This is a genomic window from Lichenicola sp. (assembly GCF_965198575.1).
In the GTDB taxonomy this organism is placed as follows: domain Bacteria; phylum Pseudomonadota; class Alphaproteobacteria; order Acetobacterales; family Acetobacteraceae; genus Lichenicola.
On record NZ_OZ240671.1, the window covers coordinates 3170001 to 3187470 of the forward strand.

The 17470-nt window shown below is 66.9% G+C and carries 13 protein-coding genes, 1 tRNA gene, 2 rRNA genes and 1 pseudogene (1 of these 17 running past the window's edge); 8 read left to right on the forward strand and 9 right to left on the reverse strand.

The features are described 5' to 3' along the window. From ACOEQ2_RS14390 to ACOEQ2_RS14415, 6 genes and pseudogenes are all read left to right on the forward strand, one after another. Positions 1-1649 (forward strand): 23S ribosomal RNA (locus ACOEQ2_RS14390); it begins 1094 nt to the left of the window's first position. 138 nt (positions 1650-1787) lie between these two features. Next, a 5S ribosomal RNA gene (gene rrf, locus ACOEQ2_RS14395) occupies positions 1788-1903 on the forward strand. 31 nt (positions 1904-1934) lie between these two features. Beyond that, positions 1935-2011 (forward strand) — tRNA-Met (locus tag ACOEQ2_RS14400). Between the two features lie 152 nt (positions 2012-2163). Further along, positions 2164-2307 (forward strand): hypothetical protein, encoded by a 144-nt coding sequence (locus ACOEQ2_RS14405; protein WP_419728653.1) that lies wholly within the window; start codon positions 2164-2166, stop codon positions 2305-2307. Positions 2308-2377: 70 nt separating this feature from the next. Then, a pseudogene (locus ACOEQ2_RS14410) lies at positions 2378-2455 on the forward strand (hypothetical protein); the annotation flags it as partial. Next, positions 2456-4459: a tetratricopeptide repeat protein gene (locus tag ACOEQ2_RS14415; protein ID WP_419731235.1), complete on the forward strand. Its 2004-nt coding sequence runs from the start codon at positions 2456-2458 to the stop codon at positions 4457-4459. A gap of 149 nt (positions 4460-4608) precedes the next feature. On the opposite strand, the gene ACOEQ2_RS14420 is transcribed toward ACOEQ2_RS14415, so the two are convergent. Genes ACOEQ2_RS14420 through ACOEQ2_RS14430 form a run of 3 tightly spaced genes read right to left on the reverse strand, consistent with a single transcriptional unit; the run spans position 4609 to position 6671 of the window. Further along, positions 4609-6069 carry a serine hydrolase domain-containing protein gene (locus ACOEQ2_RS14420; RefSeq protein WP_419728654.1) on the reverse strand — a complete coding sequence of 487 codons (1461 nt, stop codon included), beginning with the start codon at positions 6067-6069 and terminating at the stop codon, positions 4609-4611. Positions 6070-6126: 57 nt separating this feature from the next. Beyond that, on the reverse strand, positions 6127-6459 hold the full coding sequence (locus ACOEQ2_RS14425; protein ID WP_419728655.1) for a phosphotransferase-like protein: 333 nt from the start codon (positions 6457-6459) through the stop codon (positions 6127-6129). Continuing rightward, positions 6393-6671, reverse strand: a complete 279-nt coding sequence (locus ACOEQ2_RS14430; protein ID WP_419728656.1) for a phosphotransferase-like protein — start codon at positions 6669-6671, stop codon at positions 6393-6395. The genes ACOEQ2_RS14425 and ACOEQ2_RS14430 overlap by 67 nt, the downstream gene beginning before the upstream one ends. A gap of 119 nt (positions 6672-6790) precedes the next feature. Between ACOEQ2_RS14430 and ACOEQ2_RS14435 the strand changes: the two genes are divergently transcribed. After that, on the forward strand, positions 6791-7687 hold the full coding sequence (locus ACOEQ2_RS14435) for an NmrA family NAD(P)-binding protein (protein ID WP_419728657.1): 897 nt from the start codon (positions 6791-6793) through the stop codon (positions 7685-7687). Between the two features lie 17 nt (positions 7688-7704). On the opposite strand, the gene ACOEQ2_RS14440 is transcribed toward ACOEQ2_RS14435, so the two are convergent. After that, a complete protein-coding gene (locus tag ACOEQ2_RS14440; protein WP_419728658.1) occupies positions 7705-9234 on the reverse strand; it encodes a glycosyltransferase family 39 protein in 1530 nt (509 codons plus the stop codon). Positions 9235-9778: 544 nt separating this feature from the next. On the opposite strand from ACOEQ2_RS14440, the gene ACOEQ2_RS14445 reads away from it, so the two are divergent. Further along, entirely contained in the window at positions 9779-10951 is a 1173-nt protein-coding gene (locus tag ACOEQ2_RS14445; protein WP_419728659.1) for a L,D-transpeptidase, read from the forward strand. A gap of 42 nt (positions 10952-10993) precedes the next feature. Here ACOEQ2_RS14445 and ACOEQ2_RS14450 read toward each other — a convergent pair whose 3' ends face one another. The 5 genes from ACOEQ2_RS14450 to thrC form a co-directional block, all read right to left on the reverse strand. Continuing rightward, on the reverse strand, positions 10994-12259 hold the full coding sequence (locus ACOEQ2_RS14450) for a hypothetical protein (RefSeq protein WP_419728660.1): 1266 nt from the start codon (positions 12257-12259) through the stop codon (positions 10994-10996). Between the two features lie 11 nt (positions 12260-12270). Continuing rightward, entirely contained in the window at positions 12271-13299 is a 1029-nt protein-coding gene (locus ACOEQ2_RS14455) for a Tim44 domain-containing protein (protein WP_419728661.1), read from the reverse strand. 43 nt (positions 13300-13342) lie between these two features. Continuing rightward, positions 13343-14695, reverse strand: coding sequence for a TldD/PmbA family protein (locus ACOEQ2_RS14460; RefSeq protein ID WP_419728662.1), 1353 nt, complete (start codon positions 14693-14695; stop codon positions 13343-13345). Continuing rightward, positions 14692-15987: a M16 family metallopeptidase gene (locus tag ACOEQ2_RS14465; RefSeq protein WP_419728663.1), complete on the reverse strand. Its 1296-nt coding sequence runs from the start codon at positions 15985-15987 to the stop codon at positions 14692-14694. Before ACOEQ2_RS14465 ends, ACOEQ2_RS14460 begins: the two co-directional genes overlap by 4 nt. Positions 15988-16051: 64 nt before the next feature. Next, the gene (thrC, locus tag ACOEQ2_RS14470; protein ID WP_419728664.1) at positions 16052-17452 is read right to left on the reverse strand and encodes a threonine synthase; all 1401 of its coding nucleotides are present in this window, start codon (positions 17450-17452) and stop codon (positions 16052-16054) included. Between the last annotated feature and the right edge of the window lie 18 nt (positions 17453-17470).

The following is a 17470-nucleotide window of genomic DNA, read 5'->3' on the forward strand; positions in this document are numbered from 1 at the left end:
TAGAAACTCTGCGCCGAAGATGTAACGGGGCTCAAGCCACGTGCCGAAGCTGTGGGTGCATACTTTGATGTATGCGCGGTAGCGGAGCGTTCCGTAGGCCTGTGAAGGGAGATGGTGATGTCTCCTGGAGGTATCGGAAGTGCGAATGCTGACATGAGTAGCGACAAACAGTGCGAGAAACACTGTCGCCGAAAGTCCAAGGGTTCCTGCGCAAGGTTAATCCGCGCAGGGTGAGCCGGCTCCTAAGGCGAGGGCGAAAGCCGTAGTCGATGGGAATGGGGTGAATATTCCCCAGCCTGCCAGAAGTGACGAATGCGAGATGTTGTCTGTCCTTATCGGATTGGATGGGCTTTTTGAGCATTCCGGGAAATAGCTCTGGCGTATAGACCGTACCCTAAACCGACACAGGTGGACTGGTAGAGTATACCAAGGCGCTTGAGAGAACGATGCTGAAGGAACTAGGCAAATTGCTCGCGTAACTTCGGGATAAGCGAGACCCATAGGTGGGCAACCATGTGTGGGTGGCACAGACCAGGGGGTAGCGACTGTTTAGTAAAAACACAGGGCTCTGCGAAGTCGAGAGACGACGTATAGGGTCTGACGCCTGCCCGGTGCCGGAAGGTTAAGAGGAGGTGTGCAAGCACTGAATTGAAGCCCCGGTAAACGGCGGCCGTAACTATAACGGTCCTAAGGTAGCGAAATTCCTTGTCGGGTAAGTTCCGACCTGCACGAATGGCGTAACGACTTCCCCGCTGTCTCCAGCATCGGCTCAGCGAAATTGAATTCCCCGTGAAGATGCGGGGTACCCGCGGTCAGACGGAAAGACCCTATGAACCTTTACTGTAGCTTTGCAGTGGCATCAGGAAAATGCTGTGTAGGATAGGTGGGAGGCTTTGAAGCCGGGGCGCCAGCTCAGGTGGAGCCATCCTTGAAATACCACCCTGAATTTTTCTGATGTCTAACCGCGACCGGTCAGCCCGGTCCGGGACCCTGCATGGTGGGCAGTTTGACTGGGGCGGTCGCCTCCCAAAGTGTAACGGAGGCGCGCGATGGTGGGCTCAGGCCGGTCGGACATCGGCTGCTGAGTGCAATGGCATAAGCCCGCCTGACTGCGAGAGCGACAGTTCGAGCAGAGACGAAAGTCGGCCATAGTGATCCGGTGGTCCCGCGTGGAAGGGCCATCGCTCAACGGATAAAAGGTACTCTAGGGATAACAGGCTGATCTCCCCCAAGAGTCCACATCGACGGGGAGGTTTGGCACCTCGATGTCGGCTCATCACATCCTGGGGCTGGAGCAGGTCCCAAGGGTTCGGCTGTTCGCCGATTAAAGTGGTACGTGAGCTGGGTTTAGAACGTCGTGAGACAGTTCGGTCCCTATCTGCCGTGGGTGTTGGAGACTTGAGAGGAGCTGTCCCTAGTACGAGAGGACCGGGATGGACGCACCTCTGGTGCACCGGTTGTCGCGCCAGCGGCATGGCCGGGTAGCTACGTGCGGACGAGATAATCGCTGAAAGCATCTAAGCGAGAAACTTACCTCAAAACCAGGTCTCCCCGAGGGCCGTGATAGACCATCACGTTGATAGGCCAGATGTATACGCGCAGTAATGCGCTCAGCTAACTGGTCCTAATCGCCCAATAGGCTCAAACCACATCCGGCTCCGTCAAACGAGCCAAAACCACATGCATAGAAATCATCCACAACACCACAACGACACCACACACACATACAAACGCACGCACCAACCCCACACGTCCTACACACCGGCTCACCCGGGTGTGCTGGACGACCTGGTGGCCATGGCGGGGAATGATCCACCCGATCCCATCCCGAACTCGGCCGTGAAAACCCCCAGCGCCTATGATACTGCGTCTTAAGACGCGGGAAAGTCGGTCGCCGCCAGGTCTTCCAACACACCACACAACACCATCACCCACGCGGGGTGGAGCAGCCCGGTAGCTCGTCAGGCTCATAACCTGAAGGTCACAGGTTCAAATCCTGTCCCCGCAACCAGTGATCCCGAACCCGATCCCGGTTAGAAGAACAAGCGGACCGTCTCGTGCGGATCGTCGCGTCTTGGCAGTTGGCGGTCGATCAAGCCCTCAGCACCTGTTACCAAGGATGCGGTAATACCGGGGCGGGACCGACGGACTTGTACTCTCGACATGAAGATCGGCCTCTCATTCGAGAACCAGGATCGCGCCGACTTCCGCGGCGGCACCCCAACCGGCTCGTTCGGTGAACCGCAAGCAGAGACGATCCGAGCGACAGACAGTCGCCGGATCCGCGTCGTCGCCGCACGTCCGTGAAGTGTTCGAGCGTGCTGTCCGACACCACAGCAGCGGACAATTCGATCAGGCACAGAGCCTCTATGGCCAAGTGCTCGCAATCGATCCGCGGCATGCCGACGCCTTGCATTTGCTGGGTGCACTCTCTCTGCAAGTCGGGCGCAGCGACTTGGCCGCCAAGCTCTACGCTTCGGCAATCGAGGTCAGCCCGCGCGCCGCTGCGTATCACCACGGCCTCGGCAACGCCCTTGCGGAACTCGGCCGCCCTGATGAAGCGATTGACGCATACAGGGCCGCACTCCGGCTCGAGCCCGATCATGCCGCGGTGTCTTTCGACCTTGGCAACGCTTTCCGGATTTCAGGTCGGCTGGACGAGGCAGCGGGAGCGTATCGGGATGCGCTCCGGATCCGGCCGGATTTTGCCGAGGCGCAGGCCAACCTGGGCGTCGTGCTGAAGGATCTCCTACGATTCACCGAGGCCGTCACCGCCTGCAACGCGGCGATTCGCATCAGGCCGGACTCTGCCGACTTCCGATACAATCTTGGCAACGTCCTGGCCCAAATGGGTCGCTACGACGACGCTGCGACGGCCTATCGAACCGCCGTGCAGATCAGGCCGGATTTCGCGCAGGCCCACGCCAACATGGCCAACGCGCTGAAGGAAGTCGGCCGCCTCGACGCAGCGATTGCCGCCTGTGAGACCGCAATCAGACTAGCCCCGGGATCTGCCGAAGCTCACGTCAATCTCGGCACCATGCTTCGCAGCGACGGCCGCTACGACGATGCACTGGTTGCATACGAGACGGCGCTACGCATCAATCCAACCCATGCAACTGCATACTCGAACCTCGGCAATGTGCTGAACGATCTCGGACGTCACGTCGACGCCATCACCGCATACAGAACCGCGATCCGGCTGCGGCCTGAGCTCCCCGAGGTGTATTCCAACCTCCTGGTGAACTCGCACTACCAGCCTGATATCGACCCACGGTCGCTCCTTGATCAGGCGCGTGATTTCGCGGGCCGCTTCGAAAATCCGGTGCACCATGACGTCTGGCACAAACCGGATGACCCCGACCGTCGCCTGCGGATCGGCTACGTGTCGGGTGATTTCGCAAGTCATCCGGTGGGACATTTTCTTCGTCCCATTCTGGCCAGCCACGACTCCAGGGTCGTCGAGGTTTTCTGTTACAGCAATCATCCGCGCGGCGACGACATGACCGCGCATTTGCAGACCCTGTCCGACCACTGGCGCAGTCTGGTCGGGCTGCCGGACGCTGCTGCGGCGGCGCTGGTGCAGGCCGACCGGATCGATATCCTGGTCGATCTGTCAGGCCACACGGGCCTGAATCGTTTGCCGATGTTTGCCCTCAGGCCGGCGCCGGTGCAGGTGAGCTGGCTCGGATATTGGGGAACGACCGGCCTGTCGCGGATGGATTTCATCCTTTCGGACGCAGAGACAATCCAGCCGGACGAGGATCACCTCTACAGCGAGCAGGTCATCCGGCTGCCGGGATCCCGATTCTGCTACGTCGCTCCGGAATACGCGCCCGACCCCGCCGGACCACCCTCCCGGACCGACGCCCCGGTGACTTTCGGCAGCTTCAACAACCTGGCCAAGCTCGGACCGGGCGTCGTGCGCGTCTGGGCGGAAATCCTCGCCGCGGTGCCCGGCTCCCGCCTGGTGCTGAAATGGGCATCGCTCTCCGACCCGCGCATGCGGATGCGGATGGTCGATGCCTTCGCGGCGGCCGGGCTGGAGAGCGACCGACTCGAGTTGCGCCCGGCCTCGTCGCATCAGGCGATGTTCGCGGAGTACGGCGACATCGACGTCGCGCTCGATCCGTGGCCGTTCTCCGGCGGCCTCACAAGCTGCGAGGTGCTCTGGATGGGCGTACCGATCGTCACGATGCCCGGGCGGACCGGGGTCTCGCGGCAGACCGCGGGGTTCCTGCGGACGCTCGATCTGACCGACTGGATCGCCGCGTCCGAGGCGGAGTACGTGCAGATCGCCCGGCAACTTGCCGCTGATCCTGCGCATCTGGCTCGCTTGCGCCACAGTCTCCGGCCGCGCATGGCAGCGTCCGCACTGTGCGACGCGGCGGGCTTCACGCGCGGGCTCGAGGCAGCATACCGTACCATGTGGCAGAGCCGGGCAGAGCAGCCGGGGTGAGAGCGACGCCTCGTGCGGACGTCCCTGCATCGGGGTCGTTGCGGAACGTGTGCGTTGCAAAGATCGGTGGGACTGCGCTCGATCCTGCACGCCGAATAACTCCCGCGCCAAAAGGTCGCCGCTCCGTCCAGCAACGTTGCCCGGCATAATCAATCGGGCGCGGTCACCATGAACTGCTCGATCCTGCCATCGGGGAGGGTCCGCTCCACGACGGTGACTCTTGCCCGGGTGGTGGTGACCGACCAGACCAGTATCCTCATGCCGCCGCGGTTGGACGAGTGGCTGAGCTTCATCAGGCGCAACGGACCCAACGCCGAAAGCCCCGCCGCCTGGTCGGCCAGCACGGCCGGCGTCAGGTAGGCGTTCGCATTCTCGGTGAACCGGCCGCGATCGATCCGGCCATGCTGGAAGTCGTCGAACACGCTGCGTGCAGGTGCTTCCGTTTCTGTCGGAGGCAGCGCCACGAACGCCACCCGGTCGATCACCGCCGACGGGCTGGCCCAGTCGTTGTTGGTCAGCGCGACCACCGCCACCTTCGCGCCTGGCCAGATCGCGTTGGCGGCGAGGAATCCTGATCCGGCGCCGTCATGGCTGATCTCGCGCCGTCCCTGGTCGTCCTGCACCTCGACCCCCAGCCCATAGTGGGTGTCGCTGCCACTCGCGAGCTTCACCGTGCGGGTGAGCGCCTCGTACGACCCCCCGCTCAGCAACGAGCGGTCGATCAGGCTGACATCCCACCGGGCGAGATCGGTCGCCGTCATCGCCAGCTCGCTGGCCGCGAACAGCCAGCCCCGGCCCTCCTTGGTCGCCGACCTGACCGGGCCCATTCCATAGCGCGTATAGGCGCCGGCGTCGGATTGCGGCAGCGGCGCCGTGTCATCCTCGACCACGTGCGTCATGTGCAGCGGCTGGAAGATGCGGGCCTGCAGGAACGGCACCAGCGCCTCGCCGGACAGTTTCTCGGCGATGGCACCCGCCACGACATAGCCGGTGTTTGAATATTGCCAGTCCGTGCCTGGCTTGAAATCGAGCGGCTTCCTGGCCCACTCATCGAGCAGCGCCGTGGTGCTCGTGGGTCGGATCATTTCCGACGGCACGTAGTCCTGCGGCCAGTAGTCGCGCAATCCGGCCGTGTGGCTCAGCAACTGACGGATGGTGACGCTGCCGACAGGAGCACCGCCAAGGGTCGGGAGAAATCGGGACACCGGGTCGTCGAGTTGCAGCTTGCCCGCCTGCTGCAACATCAGGATGGCGCTGGCGGTGAACTCCTTCGACACGCTGTCGACCGCGTAGCGGGTGTCGGTGGTGGCAATCCGGGCCGGATCCAGGCGCGCCTTGCCATAGGCCCTGGCGTACGCGACCACACCCTCCTCGACCACGGCGATCGACACCGACGGAGCGCCGGTGCTGGCCAGCCACTCCTGCACGCTGTCGTCGATCGCCTGCGTCTGCTGCGGGTTCAACGGAGCCGCATGCGCCGCCACCGGCAGCAGCCAGACACACGCGGACAGCAACGCGCCCGCCATCCGCAGTCCCGTGGCGGCCTGGTGGATGTCGCCGCGGCAGATGGTCGGCTGGATCACGTGCATCGGGCCCATTCGGTCAGTCACGTGCGGCGATATCGGGGAAGATCGGCCAGGACGCAAGCGCCGGCGTGGCAGCGCCGTTCACGGCCCGGATGCGTCCCGGATGCGCTCGGCGATACCTGCCGGCGTGGAGCGGGATGTGTCGATTTCCAGATCATGCCGTTGACCACGATGAACCCGGTCGAACTGCCAGCGGGCCAGGCCGGGGTGCCGAGCGCCACTGGCCGGCTCGCGCGCCTCGAGCACGTCGAGGGACGCGAACAGTCCGACGAAGCGGAGCTCCGCGTGAGGCAGGGGAGCCCGATAATCGTCGGCCTCCGCTGCCGCCACCATGACGTCATCGACGATCAGGTCAGTGTCCTGCGCCGCCAGGGCAGCGATGGCGTGACGCATCCCGCGCATGGTTTTCGCCATCGCCGGTCCGGTCCTGATGACCACGGATGGCCGAACATGCGGTCGGGCGACATCGCGGCAAAGACATCCATCGAGACATGAAGGAAAGTCCTTGCGGTCATGTCCTGCAAGGCCCGCGCAACTGACGTTTTTCCGACGCTGCCGACGCCGTTCAGGATGATGACGTCAGGCGTTTCTCCCAACTCACCCTCGATGCCCTCACGAACCGACACCGTGTTCCGCCGACGAGGCGAGCTGCAACCGCCGCCTCTGCCCGACCAGCGCCGTCCGCACCGGAACGACCGGTGCCGTCCGGTGTTCAGTCGGGGTCGGCCAACACGGAGCGCCAATCATGACCGGCCCGATCATCATCCTGGCCGGCGCTACCGGCGATCTCGGCGGACGCATCGCCGCCGCCCTCGGCCGCCGCCAGATCGCGTTCCGGGCTTTGCTGCGACCGGGCACCGCAGCGGCGATCCGCACCCGCCTGGAAGCGGCCGGCGCGACACTGGTCGAGGTCGATTACGACGATGTCGCGGCGCTAACGCAGGCATGCGACGGAGCCGTCTGCGTGGTGTCCGCGCTCAACGGCCTGGAACCGGTGATCCTCGGCATGCAGGGGCGGCTGCTCGATGCGGCCGTGTCCGCCGGTGTGGCGCGGTTCATCCCGTCCGACTATTCGCTCGACTTCACCCGCACCCGCCCGGGCGACAACCGCAATCTCGACCTGCGCCGCCGCTTCATGGCGCGCATCGACGCCACCCCGATCCGCGCCACCTCGGTGCTCAACGGTGCGTTCGCGGACCTGCTCACCGGCCAGGCGCCGATCGTCCTGCACAAGCGCCGCCGGATCCTCTACTGGGGCAGTCCGGACCAGCCGCTCGACTTCACCGACAGGGACGACATCGCGGACTATGTCGCCGAGGTGGCACTCGATGAAGCGGCCCCGCGGATCCTGCGCATCGCCGGCTCGACGGTCAGCCCGCGCCAACTCGCCGGGATCATGACGGACCTCACCGGCCAGCCGTTCGGGCTCTGGCGCGCCGGCGGGATCCCGCTGCTCGGCGTGGTCATCCGGACGCTGCGGACACTCACGCCACGCAGCGACGCGGTCTTCCCGGTCTGGCAGGGCATGCAGTATCTGCGCGACATGGCCAGCGGCCGCGGCACGCTGAAGCCGCTCGACAACGACCGGTACGGCGCCAGGTCATGGATCTCGGCCCGGGACGTGCTCGCCCCCACCGCCTGAACCGGCATCGCCACCGCTCAGTGGTGAGCCTGCAGCCCGAGACCCGGCACGCTCTCCAGCAGGTTGATCGGCGTCTGCCGGCAGGACGCGTCTCGCTGCAGCAGGCACATCTCGTGCAGGCACTCGATCTGCCTGTAGGCGGTGGGCAGTGTCGGCAGCAGCGCCTTGTTGGCGATCACGACGTTGAAGCCGGGCGCCGACTCCGCGAACGCCGCGGGGCTGCGGATCAGATAGATCGGCACGTTGCGGTCGAGCACGCTGTAGCCCCCCGCCAGGGCCCACCACTCGCTCGACCCCACATACTGCGCCTCGCCGCACAGGTCCGGACGCGACCGTGCATCCCGGGCCAGCCCAACGAAATCCGAGCCTTCGCGGATGATCGGCTTGTATCCGCTCAGTGTGGTCAGCAGGCCGGAGGCGAGCATCACGAACGCGGCGATGGTGCGGGAGCGCGGGTCAGTCCACCCATACCGTGCCAGCAGGCGCGTCGCACCGAGCCCCGCGACCATCAGCATCAGCGGCAGCGCGGCATAGATGAAGCTGAATTCCTTGTGCCCGACGGCGCTGTGAGCGGCGATCACCACCAGGGCGGTGATCGCCGGCAGCGGCGCGATCCGGAAGCCGAACACGAAGCACACCAGCACCGGCACCGTCGAGGCGCCCCACAGCTGCGACAGCCGCGCCGGGTAGAACAGCGGCGACATCACCCCGTAGGTCGCGGCAGCGCCCTTGCCGATGTTGAGGTCGAAGTTCTTCCACATCGACTGCAGCGGCGAACCCAGCGTCAGGTCGTCCAGGATCGCCTGGCCCAGCACCGGCAGCGCCAGACCGAGCAGCAGCATCGGAACGGCGCGGGTCCGGTGTTGTCGAACCGGGGGCAGCACGGCGAACGCGAGCAGCGGCAGCACGCCGGGGATCAGGTGGAAGCGCAGGATGATCGCCAGCCCGAGCAGCAGCCCGATGCCGAACCAGGCCGTCCACGACACGCGCTCGCGGGCCAGCAGGATGGTGCCGGCCAGGGTCGCGACGTCGAGCAGGTTGCCGCCCTGGATTTCCGACAGGGTGTGGGTTCCGAACAGCATCGGGTCCGGCCAGAACGCCATCAGCACGCCGCAGAATAACCCGCCCGGGCGGCCGCCGAAGGTCTCGCCGAAGCGGATCGCCGCATACACCAGCCCGAGCGAGGCTACCGCCAGCACCGACTGCACCGCCTCGATCGAATGGCCGAAGCCGAGTGCCGCACTGACCCACAGGATCGGCGCGATCACCCCCGGCAGCAGCCACGAGCGGATGTGGGCGTGCCACTCCCAGGTGACGGCGCCCTGGCCGGTGACCAGCCGATGCGCCGGCTCGAGGAACTGGAACACCTCGTCCGGCCGGATGAAGAACGGCACCAGCACGATGAACAGCAGCCGCGCCAGCAGCGCCGCGCCGAGCAGCCCGAGCACCCAGCTCTGCGGCAGCCGGTCGGCGTGGTCGCTGCGTTGCGATCGCCGTGTCATCGAGGCGTGGCGTAGTCGCGCGGAGAGGTTTCGAGCGTACGCCATGCCGTCCTGCCGAAATCGAAGCACGCCTCTCTACAGGTGGCAGGCGGTTTTCCAAATGCCGGCCGGAGCGATCGCCGAGGCTGGTGCGGTCACCTGGAGCTCAGGACGCCGCTTCCCATCAGCTCCGCCGCCCGCATCATCAGCAGCACGGAGAACGCGACGCCGATGACGATGGCCACCGCCACGCCCCAACGCTGTTTCGGCGACATCCTAGGCGGTCCCGGTCAGGCGGCGCGCCGGACGATCGGCAGGGCGGCTACCCCCGACAGCCGGCGCCGGCATTCCGTCAACGACACTGATTGCACGGATCGGCATGCGCGATGCTCCTGCTCGGTTCGGGCCGATGATCAGCCGGAAGGTCCGCCGCTGCGAGCGCTATTTCGCACGACGCCGCCGCCGCCGGCATTCGTACCGCACATCGAGTGCCGGCGTTCAACTTGCGGTTGACAGACTTGTCCGACGTGCCCGCGATGAGGCACGATGGACACCGAAAATGGGCCTCGCCGGCGGGGCCAGCACGGCATGACGGGGGAGGGGTGCGACGATGGCTCGATGCTGCTTCGGCATCCATCGCTCCCGGCTCCAATTCCTGGTTCTGCAGGCCGGGCTTATCGGTGTCGCGGTGCCTGCTGCGGCATCCTCGCAAGCCCTGTCATCGCCGCTGCCGCTTGCCGTCGCCGGGACAGCCGCTTCGTCGCCGTTGCCGCCGCCGCCGCCGCCGCCGCCAATACTGAGCGCCGCGGAGACGGTCGACGCGGCACGGCTGCTGACGCTGCAGATGCATCTCGCCGTCGGCCATTCTCTGGCCCGGGTGGACCCTGAGGTCCAGGCGGCCAGCTTCCGGCTGGCTGCACGCCTGCTGGAGCGGTCCGGCCAGGCGATCGACCGGCCGCAGACGCTGCTGCTGGTGGATCGCTCGCCTGCGGTGCAGCGGCTCTGGGTGATCCTGGCGTTGCCGGGCGCGGCACCCTGGCAGGTGATCGGTGCGGTCCGGGTCAGTACCGGCAAGCCCGGGCGGCTGGAGCACTTCAAGACGCCGGTCGGCGTGTTCACCAACACGCCATCGATCCTGGGCTACCGGGCCCAGGGCACCTTCAACGAGCACCATATCCGCGGCAACGGGCTCAAGGGCATGCGGGTCTGGGACCTCGGCTGGCAGACCACGGAGGACTGGCGCAAGCCGGCAGCACTTACCGCCGTGCGTCTCGAGATGCACGCGACCGACCCGACCTTCCTCGAGGCTCGACTGGGGCGACCTGATTCGGAGGCCTGCATCCGCATCCCGGCCGCGTTCAACCAGTTCCTGGATCGCTCGGGGCTGATCGACATGCAGCTCGTGCAGTTGGCCTCGCAGGACCGCGCGATCGCCGCGCTGCTGCCCAAGGACCGGGCGACGACCAGGCTGGCCGGGGACAAGGTGATCGTCATCGACAGTTCGGAGCCCGATGCGGCGCCGTCCGATCCGGGCGAGGCGACGGCGATCAACCAGCGCTTTGCCGAATGGCTCGCCGCCCAGGCGCTGCCGCCGGCGGTCCAGAAGCAGCCTGCCGTCCTGGCCAGCCGGAGCCAGGCGACTGCGGTGGTGCGGGTGAGCGCGCCGGTAAAGCTGTCGAGCATGAAGCCGCCGGGTGCAGCGCCGCGGACCGTGGCGGCCGGACTTGCGCCGGGCGGCAGGCTCGACACACGCCAGGCCGACAATGCCGAAGGCCTGCCGTAGCGACCAGGCGCGCGCTCCGTCGACACGCGTCCGGATGCGCTCTCAGTCGCGCTTGAACGAGGCGAGCTTGCCGTCATCGAGATTGTACTGGTTGCCCTGCGCGATGAACGGCGCGGTTCCCAGCGCACTGATCGAGCCGCAGACCCAGGCGGAGTTGCCGATCACCGTCAAGGGTGGCGTCTTCAGGGTGTTGCGCTTGGTATTGCCGCTATCGTCGGTGCCGACCTGCATGCAGATATGCGTGCGCGAGCCGATGACCCCGCCGACGACATTGCCGTCGAAGGTGCCGCCATTGCCGATATTGGCAATGATCGGCGTGTCGGTCACGGCGCCGTTGAAGCCGAAGACGTTGTTGTGGTCGACGATCTCGTCCGCGTTGGCCGTGTGCGCGGTGCCGATGACCATCGCGTGCCAATCCGCGTAGGAGCCGACCGGGCCCTCGTTGAAGGCGTTCTGCTCGATCTGGTCGAAGGCGGATTGCGGGATCAGCACGCCGCCACCCCATGCCTCCATCGAGTTGTGGATGATCTGCAGCTGTTCCACGTAGTACGGGTTGGTCTGGTAGATGCCCTTGTAGCCGGCGCCCAGATTGTTGTCCCGCCAGCGGATGCCCTGCGCGCAGCCGTTCACTCGCGACAGCGCGCCGCCGATCACGGTGTTGCCGTCGATATAGATGCCGGCGTTGCAGCTCCTGTCGGCCGGGCTGGTGCCGCCGTCGAGATCGACGAAATCCTCGTGCACGGCGGCGCTGTTGTTGGGCCGCACCAGCCAGTTATCGACGACGTGGAACGAGCCGACGCCGCGGAAACTGGCCAGGCGACCGACATTGTCGGCATAGACGTCGCGGATCGTGGAGGTGCCCATCGTGCAGAACACGTTGGCGCGCGTGCAGTCGACGGTCAGCACGCTGCCCGTGTTGGCCGGCCCGACATTGCGCACCGACAGGTCGCTGATGACGATCTTGCCGAGAGCCGGCACGGTCGGATCGTATCGGACCATGTCCTGACCACTGGCGATCAGGATCTGGCCGCCGCCGTCGCTCTTCATGACGAAGGCGCTGCCGGCAGCCGCCGACACGTCGAGCGTTCCGGTGGTGTAATAGACCTTGTCGATCAGCAGCGGCAGGCGATTGGCGATCGCGACATCCGCTGCCGCCTGCAGCTGCGAGGCTGCATCCTGTTTCGTGTATTCCGGAATGACGCCCGCCGGCGTGATGGTCGGACCCGACCGCGACTGGGCTCCGAGCAGGACCGCCCCCGTTCCGAGCGCCGCGGCTACGGAGATCCCGGCCAGGAGCTTCGATCGCATCCGCTGCAGCCTCAACGACCCTGCTGGATTGCCGAGAGCGCCCAGCTGCCGCCGCGTGCGCGTGCGAAGGTCCAGAGCTCGGTCACCATCTGGCGCTCGTTCGGACTGCCATCCACGACGCGGCCGGTGAGGTCGGTGGTGACATCGATCAGCGAATACCGCATCGCCACCGTGGCGAACTCGCGGCCGCCCTCGCTCCAGGCCTCGGACAGGTCGCCCTGCTCCATGCGTACCGCACTCACCACGTTGCGCAGGTTGCGGCTCGAGAGATCCGAAAGCTGGTCGGAGAAGTAGCTGACCATTTCCGGCGTGGCGAAGCGCGACAGGCTGCGCAGGTCCTGCATCGACCAGGCCTGCTGGATGTCGAGCAACGCGCGCTCGAACTGCTGGTAGTCGGTGGGCGTGATCGCGAGGTTCGTGCCGGGCCGCGCGCCGTTCCCGGTCATTCCACCCACCGGGCCGATGCCGCCGCCATAGCCGGGACCGCCGGATGCGCCGGCCATGCGGCTCGCCCCGAAGCGGCGGAACAGCCACCGGACGATGAAGGCGATGATGGCGATCTGGATCAGCAGCCCGAGCAGGCTGCCGCCGCCGAACCCGCCGCCGTAGCCGCCACCGAAGAAGCCGTGACCGAGCAGCAGGCCGCCGAGGCCGAACCCGATCAGGCCGCCCATCAGCCCGGCGCCGAGTGGATGCGACCGCATGCCGCCATAGCCGGACTGGCCATAGCCGTTCTGGCCATAGCCGTTCTGGCTGCCATTCTGGGGCGTCAGGCTTCGAGAGAACGGCGACGCGCCGCCTGGATTAGTGGCGGTCGAGGGCGGTGCCATGTAGGTGCGCGAGCCGCGGCTGCCCATCGACATGCCGCCGCCGGGCCGCGCCTCTGCGGAAACGCTGACGAGCATGGACGTGGCAAGCACCGGCGCCGCGATCGGACCGGCAGCCAGCAGCACCGCGAGAGCCGCAGCCGATCTCCTGCGCGGGCGGTTGCGCGAGGCGTCCGGGCGGGCCGATCCGGAGACGACCCTGGTCGTTGTCATGATGTGCTGTCCTGGTGTGCGGCTTGAGGTACGGGAAGGTGGGTCAGGCGCCGGCGATCATCATGCCGTCGATGCGGATGGTGGGGGCGTCGGTGCCGCGACGGAACACGAGGTCGTTGGCGGGCTGCATCTGGGCGAACATCTCGACAAGGTTGCCTGCTACGGTGAGTTCCGCGATCGGCTCGGCGAGCGCGCCGTTGCGGATCATGAAGCCCGCAGCACCCCGGCTGTAATCGCCGGTCAGGCCGTTGATCGCCGAGCCCATCATCTCGTTGACATAGATCCCCTCCGCGATGTCGGCGATCAGCGCATCCGGGCCGACGGTGCCACCGGTCAAATAGAGGTTGCTGGTGGAGGGGGAGGGCGGCGATGACGGACCGCGCGAGGCATGGCCGGTGCTGGCCAGCCCGAGCTGTCGACCGCTGCGGCCGTCCAGCACCCAGCTGCGCAGCTCGCCATCCTCGACCAGCACCAGCGGCGCGGTCGGCACGCCCTCGCCGTCGAACGGCTTCGAACGCAGGCCGCGATGGCGGGTCGGATCGTCCAGCACGCGGATGCCCGGTGGCAGGATGCGGGTGCCCATGCGCTCCTTCAGGAACGAGGTGCCGCGCGCCACCGACGCACCGTTGATGGCGCCGGCGAGATGGCCAAGCAGGCTGCCCGACACACGCGGATCATACACCACCGGCATCCGGCCGGTGCGCGGCTTGACCGGGTTCATGCGGGCCACGGCACGTTCGCCGGCATGGCGGCCGATCTCGGCGGGGTCGTCGAGCTCGGCCAGATGCACCACCGAGTGGTAGTCGTAGTCGCGCTGCATCGAGGTGCCGCTGCCGGCGAGCACGCTGGCGGACACCGAGTGACTGGTGCGCGCATAACTGCCGGAGAAGCCGGCGGATGTCGCGAGCGCGATCTTGGTGCGGCCGAAGCCCGCGGATCCGCCCTGGCTGTTGGTCACGCCCGCGATCGCCAAGGCCGCGGCTTCCGCCTGTTGCGCGCGCTCGGCCAGCACGGCGATGTCGGGCTCGGATGCATCGGCAAGATCGAGCCCATCGGCGCCGACGAAGCCATGCTCGGCCCGCTCGCACAGCCCGGCGAACCGGTCCTCCGGAACCACCCTGGCCATCGCCAGCGCCTGGGTGACCAGCCGCTCGAACCCGGACGGATCGGTGCTGGTGGTCGAGACGATCGCGCTGCGTGTGCCCGAGAACACCCGCAGGCCGATATCGTTATGCTCCGAGCGCTCCAGTTCCTCCTGGCGGCCCTGCCTGACCTGAACGCCGAGCGACGTGCCCGACACCAGGATGGCGTCGGCCGCATCGGCACCGGCACGGCGGGCGTGCGCCACCAACTCCTGTAGCAGGCCGACCGGATCGCTCATCCCGGCGTCGCTCATGCCGCCAGCCGCTCCGCGACCTCACCGAGCCGCGGGATATGCGTCACCGGGCCGAGTGCTGTCAGCGTCGGGTCGCCGCGGAACACCCGGGCGGCGGCGCGACGCACGTCGTCCAGCGTCACCGCGTTGATCTTGGCAACGGTCTCCTGTGTCGGGATGATGCGGCCGAACACCTGCAGCTGGCGAGCAAGCTGCTCGCAGCGGCTGCCGGTGCTTTCCAGCGACATCAGCAGGCTCGACTTCAGCTGCGCACGCGCCCGGTCGAGCTCGTCCTGGCGCACGATGTCGGGGCCGGAGGACAGCTGCACCTTGCGCAGCTCCTCCAGGGTGACCGGCACCAGCTCCTTGGCCTCGTCCTCGCCGGTGCCGGCATAGATGCCGAACAGCCCGCCATCCAGGAACGGCGCGTTGAACGAGTAGATCGAATAGACCAGCCCGCGCTTCTCGCGGATCTCCTGGAACAGCCGCGAGGACATGCCGCCGCCGAGCAGCGTCGAGAGCAGCAGCGTGCCGTAATAGTCGCGATCGCCGTAGCCCACCGACGGGAAGCCCAGCACGACATGCACCTGGTCGAGCTCCTTCTGCCGGCGGAACTCGCCACCCTGGTAGCGGCCCGGCTCCGGCTTCTCCAGGGCAGCACTCGGCAGGTCGGCGAAATGCTGCTTCGCCAGCTCCACCACCTGCTCGTGATGCAGGTTGCCGGCGGCGGCGATCACCACGTTGCCGGTGGTGTAGTGGGCGCGCATGTAGTCGGTCAGGGTGTTGCGCTTCATCGCCTTGATCAGAGGCTCGGTGCCGAGCGTCGGGCGGCCCATCGGCTGCTCGGGGAACGCGGTTTCCTGGAAATGGTCGAACACGATGTCGTCCGGCGTGTCGTTCGCCTGGCCGATCTCCTGCAGGATCACGCCGCGCTCGCGCTCCAGCTCCGAGGCCTCGAAGCTGCTATGGGTCAGGATGTCGCCGATGATGTCGGCGCCGAGGGCGAGGTCCTCCTTCAGCAGCTTGACGTAATAGGCGGTCTGCTCGCGGGCGGTGTAAGCGTTGATGTGGCCCCCGACATTCTCGACCTCCTCGGCGATCTGTGCCGCCGACCGTCGCTCGGTGCCCTTGAACGCCATGTGCTCGAGGAAGTGCGAGACGCCGTTCTCGGTGGCCAGCTCGTTGCGCGTGCCGCTCGCCACATAGGCGCCGAGCGAGACGGTCTCGACCCGGTCCATCCGCTCCGTGACGATGGTCAGGCCGTTGGCGAGGCGTGTGGTGTTGATCAGGTCGGGGCTGCTGCTATCGGTCATCGGGTTCCTGGTGGCGCGCTCGGTGGCCGCGTCTGGGTGCCGGGCTGGAGAGGGATATGGGGGTTCAGGCGGCGTTCTTCAGCACCGCGCCGCGCACCGCATCCTCGACCGCATCGAGACGGTTCGCCACCACGCGGTAGCGCTCCGGTCGCTGGTAGAGGTCGGCGAGGTGCTCGGGCAGGGGGGGCGTCAACCCGGTGGCGGCCCGGATGGCGTCCGGGAACTTGGCCGGATGCGCGGTCGCCATCGCCACCATGGGAACGCCGGGGATGCGGGCGGCGCGAGCGGCGGAGATGCCGATCGCGGTGTGCGGGTCGGCCAGGTAGCCCGCCTGGTCATGCAGGCGGCGGATCTCGGCCGAGGTCGCGGCATCGTCCAGGGTCAGGCCGTGGAACAGTGAGGTCGCATCCCGCCAGACCGCGTCCGGCACCGCCATCCGGCCCTCGCGGCGGAAGCCGGTCATGAGGGCGGCGGTGGCAGTCGCGTCCCGGCCCAGCAGCTCGAACAGCAGCCGCTCGAAGTTGGAGCTGACCTGGATGTCCATGCTGGGCGACAGGCTCGGCGTCACCCCGCGCACGCTCATGTCGTTGGCGCCGAGGAAGCGCGACAGGATGTCGTTGTGGTTGGAGCCGACGGCGAGCCGCACGATCGGCAGTCCCATCCGGCGCGCGGCCCAGGCCGCCAGCACGTTGCCGAAATTGCCTGTGGGCACTGCGAACGCCACCTCCCTGTCGGGAGCACCCAGCGCCAGAGCGGACGCCACGTAGTAGGGGATCTGTGCGGCGACCCGGGCCCAGTTGATCGAGTTCACCGCACTCAGCTGCATGTCGTCGCGGAACGGGGCGTCGGCGAACATCGCCTTCACCAGGTCCTGGCAGTCATCGAAGGTGCCCTCGACGGCCAGGTTGGCGATGTTGGGCGAGAGCACGGTGGTCATCTGCCGGCGCTGCACCTCGCTGGTGCGGCCGAGCGGATGCAGGATCACCACCTCCAGGCGCTCGCGGTCGCGGCAGGCCTCGATCGCCGCCGAGCCGGTATCGCCGGAGGTGGCGCCGACGATGGTGACGCGGCGGTCCTGCTGGCGCAGCACGTGGTCGAACAGCCGGCCGAGCAGCTGCATCGCCAGGTCCTTGAAGGCCAGCGTCGGGCCGTGGAACAGCTCCTGGGTGAACAGCTCGTGGTCGAGCTGCACCAGCGGAACGATCGCCGGGTGCGCGAAGCCTGCGTAGGCTGCCTGGCACATCTCCCGCAGCGTCTCGAAATCGATCGCGCCGGCGGTGAACGGTGCCATCACCCGGGCTGCCAGCTCCGGGTAGGTCAGGCCGCGCATCGCCCGCCAGTCGGAAGCGGAGAACTCGGGCCACTGCTCCGGCATGTAGAGGCCGCCATCTTCGGCCAGCCCCGCAAGCAGGACGCCGGAGAAGTCGCGGATCGGGGCCTGGCCCCTGGTTGAGACATAACGCATGGCCCCGATCATAGGCAG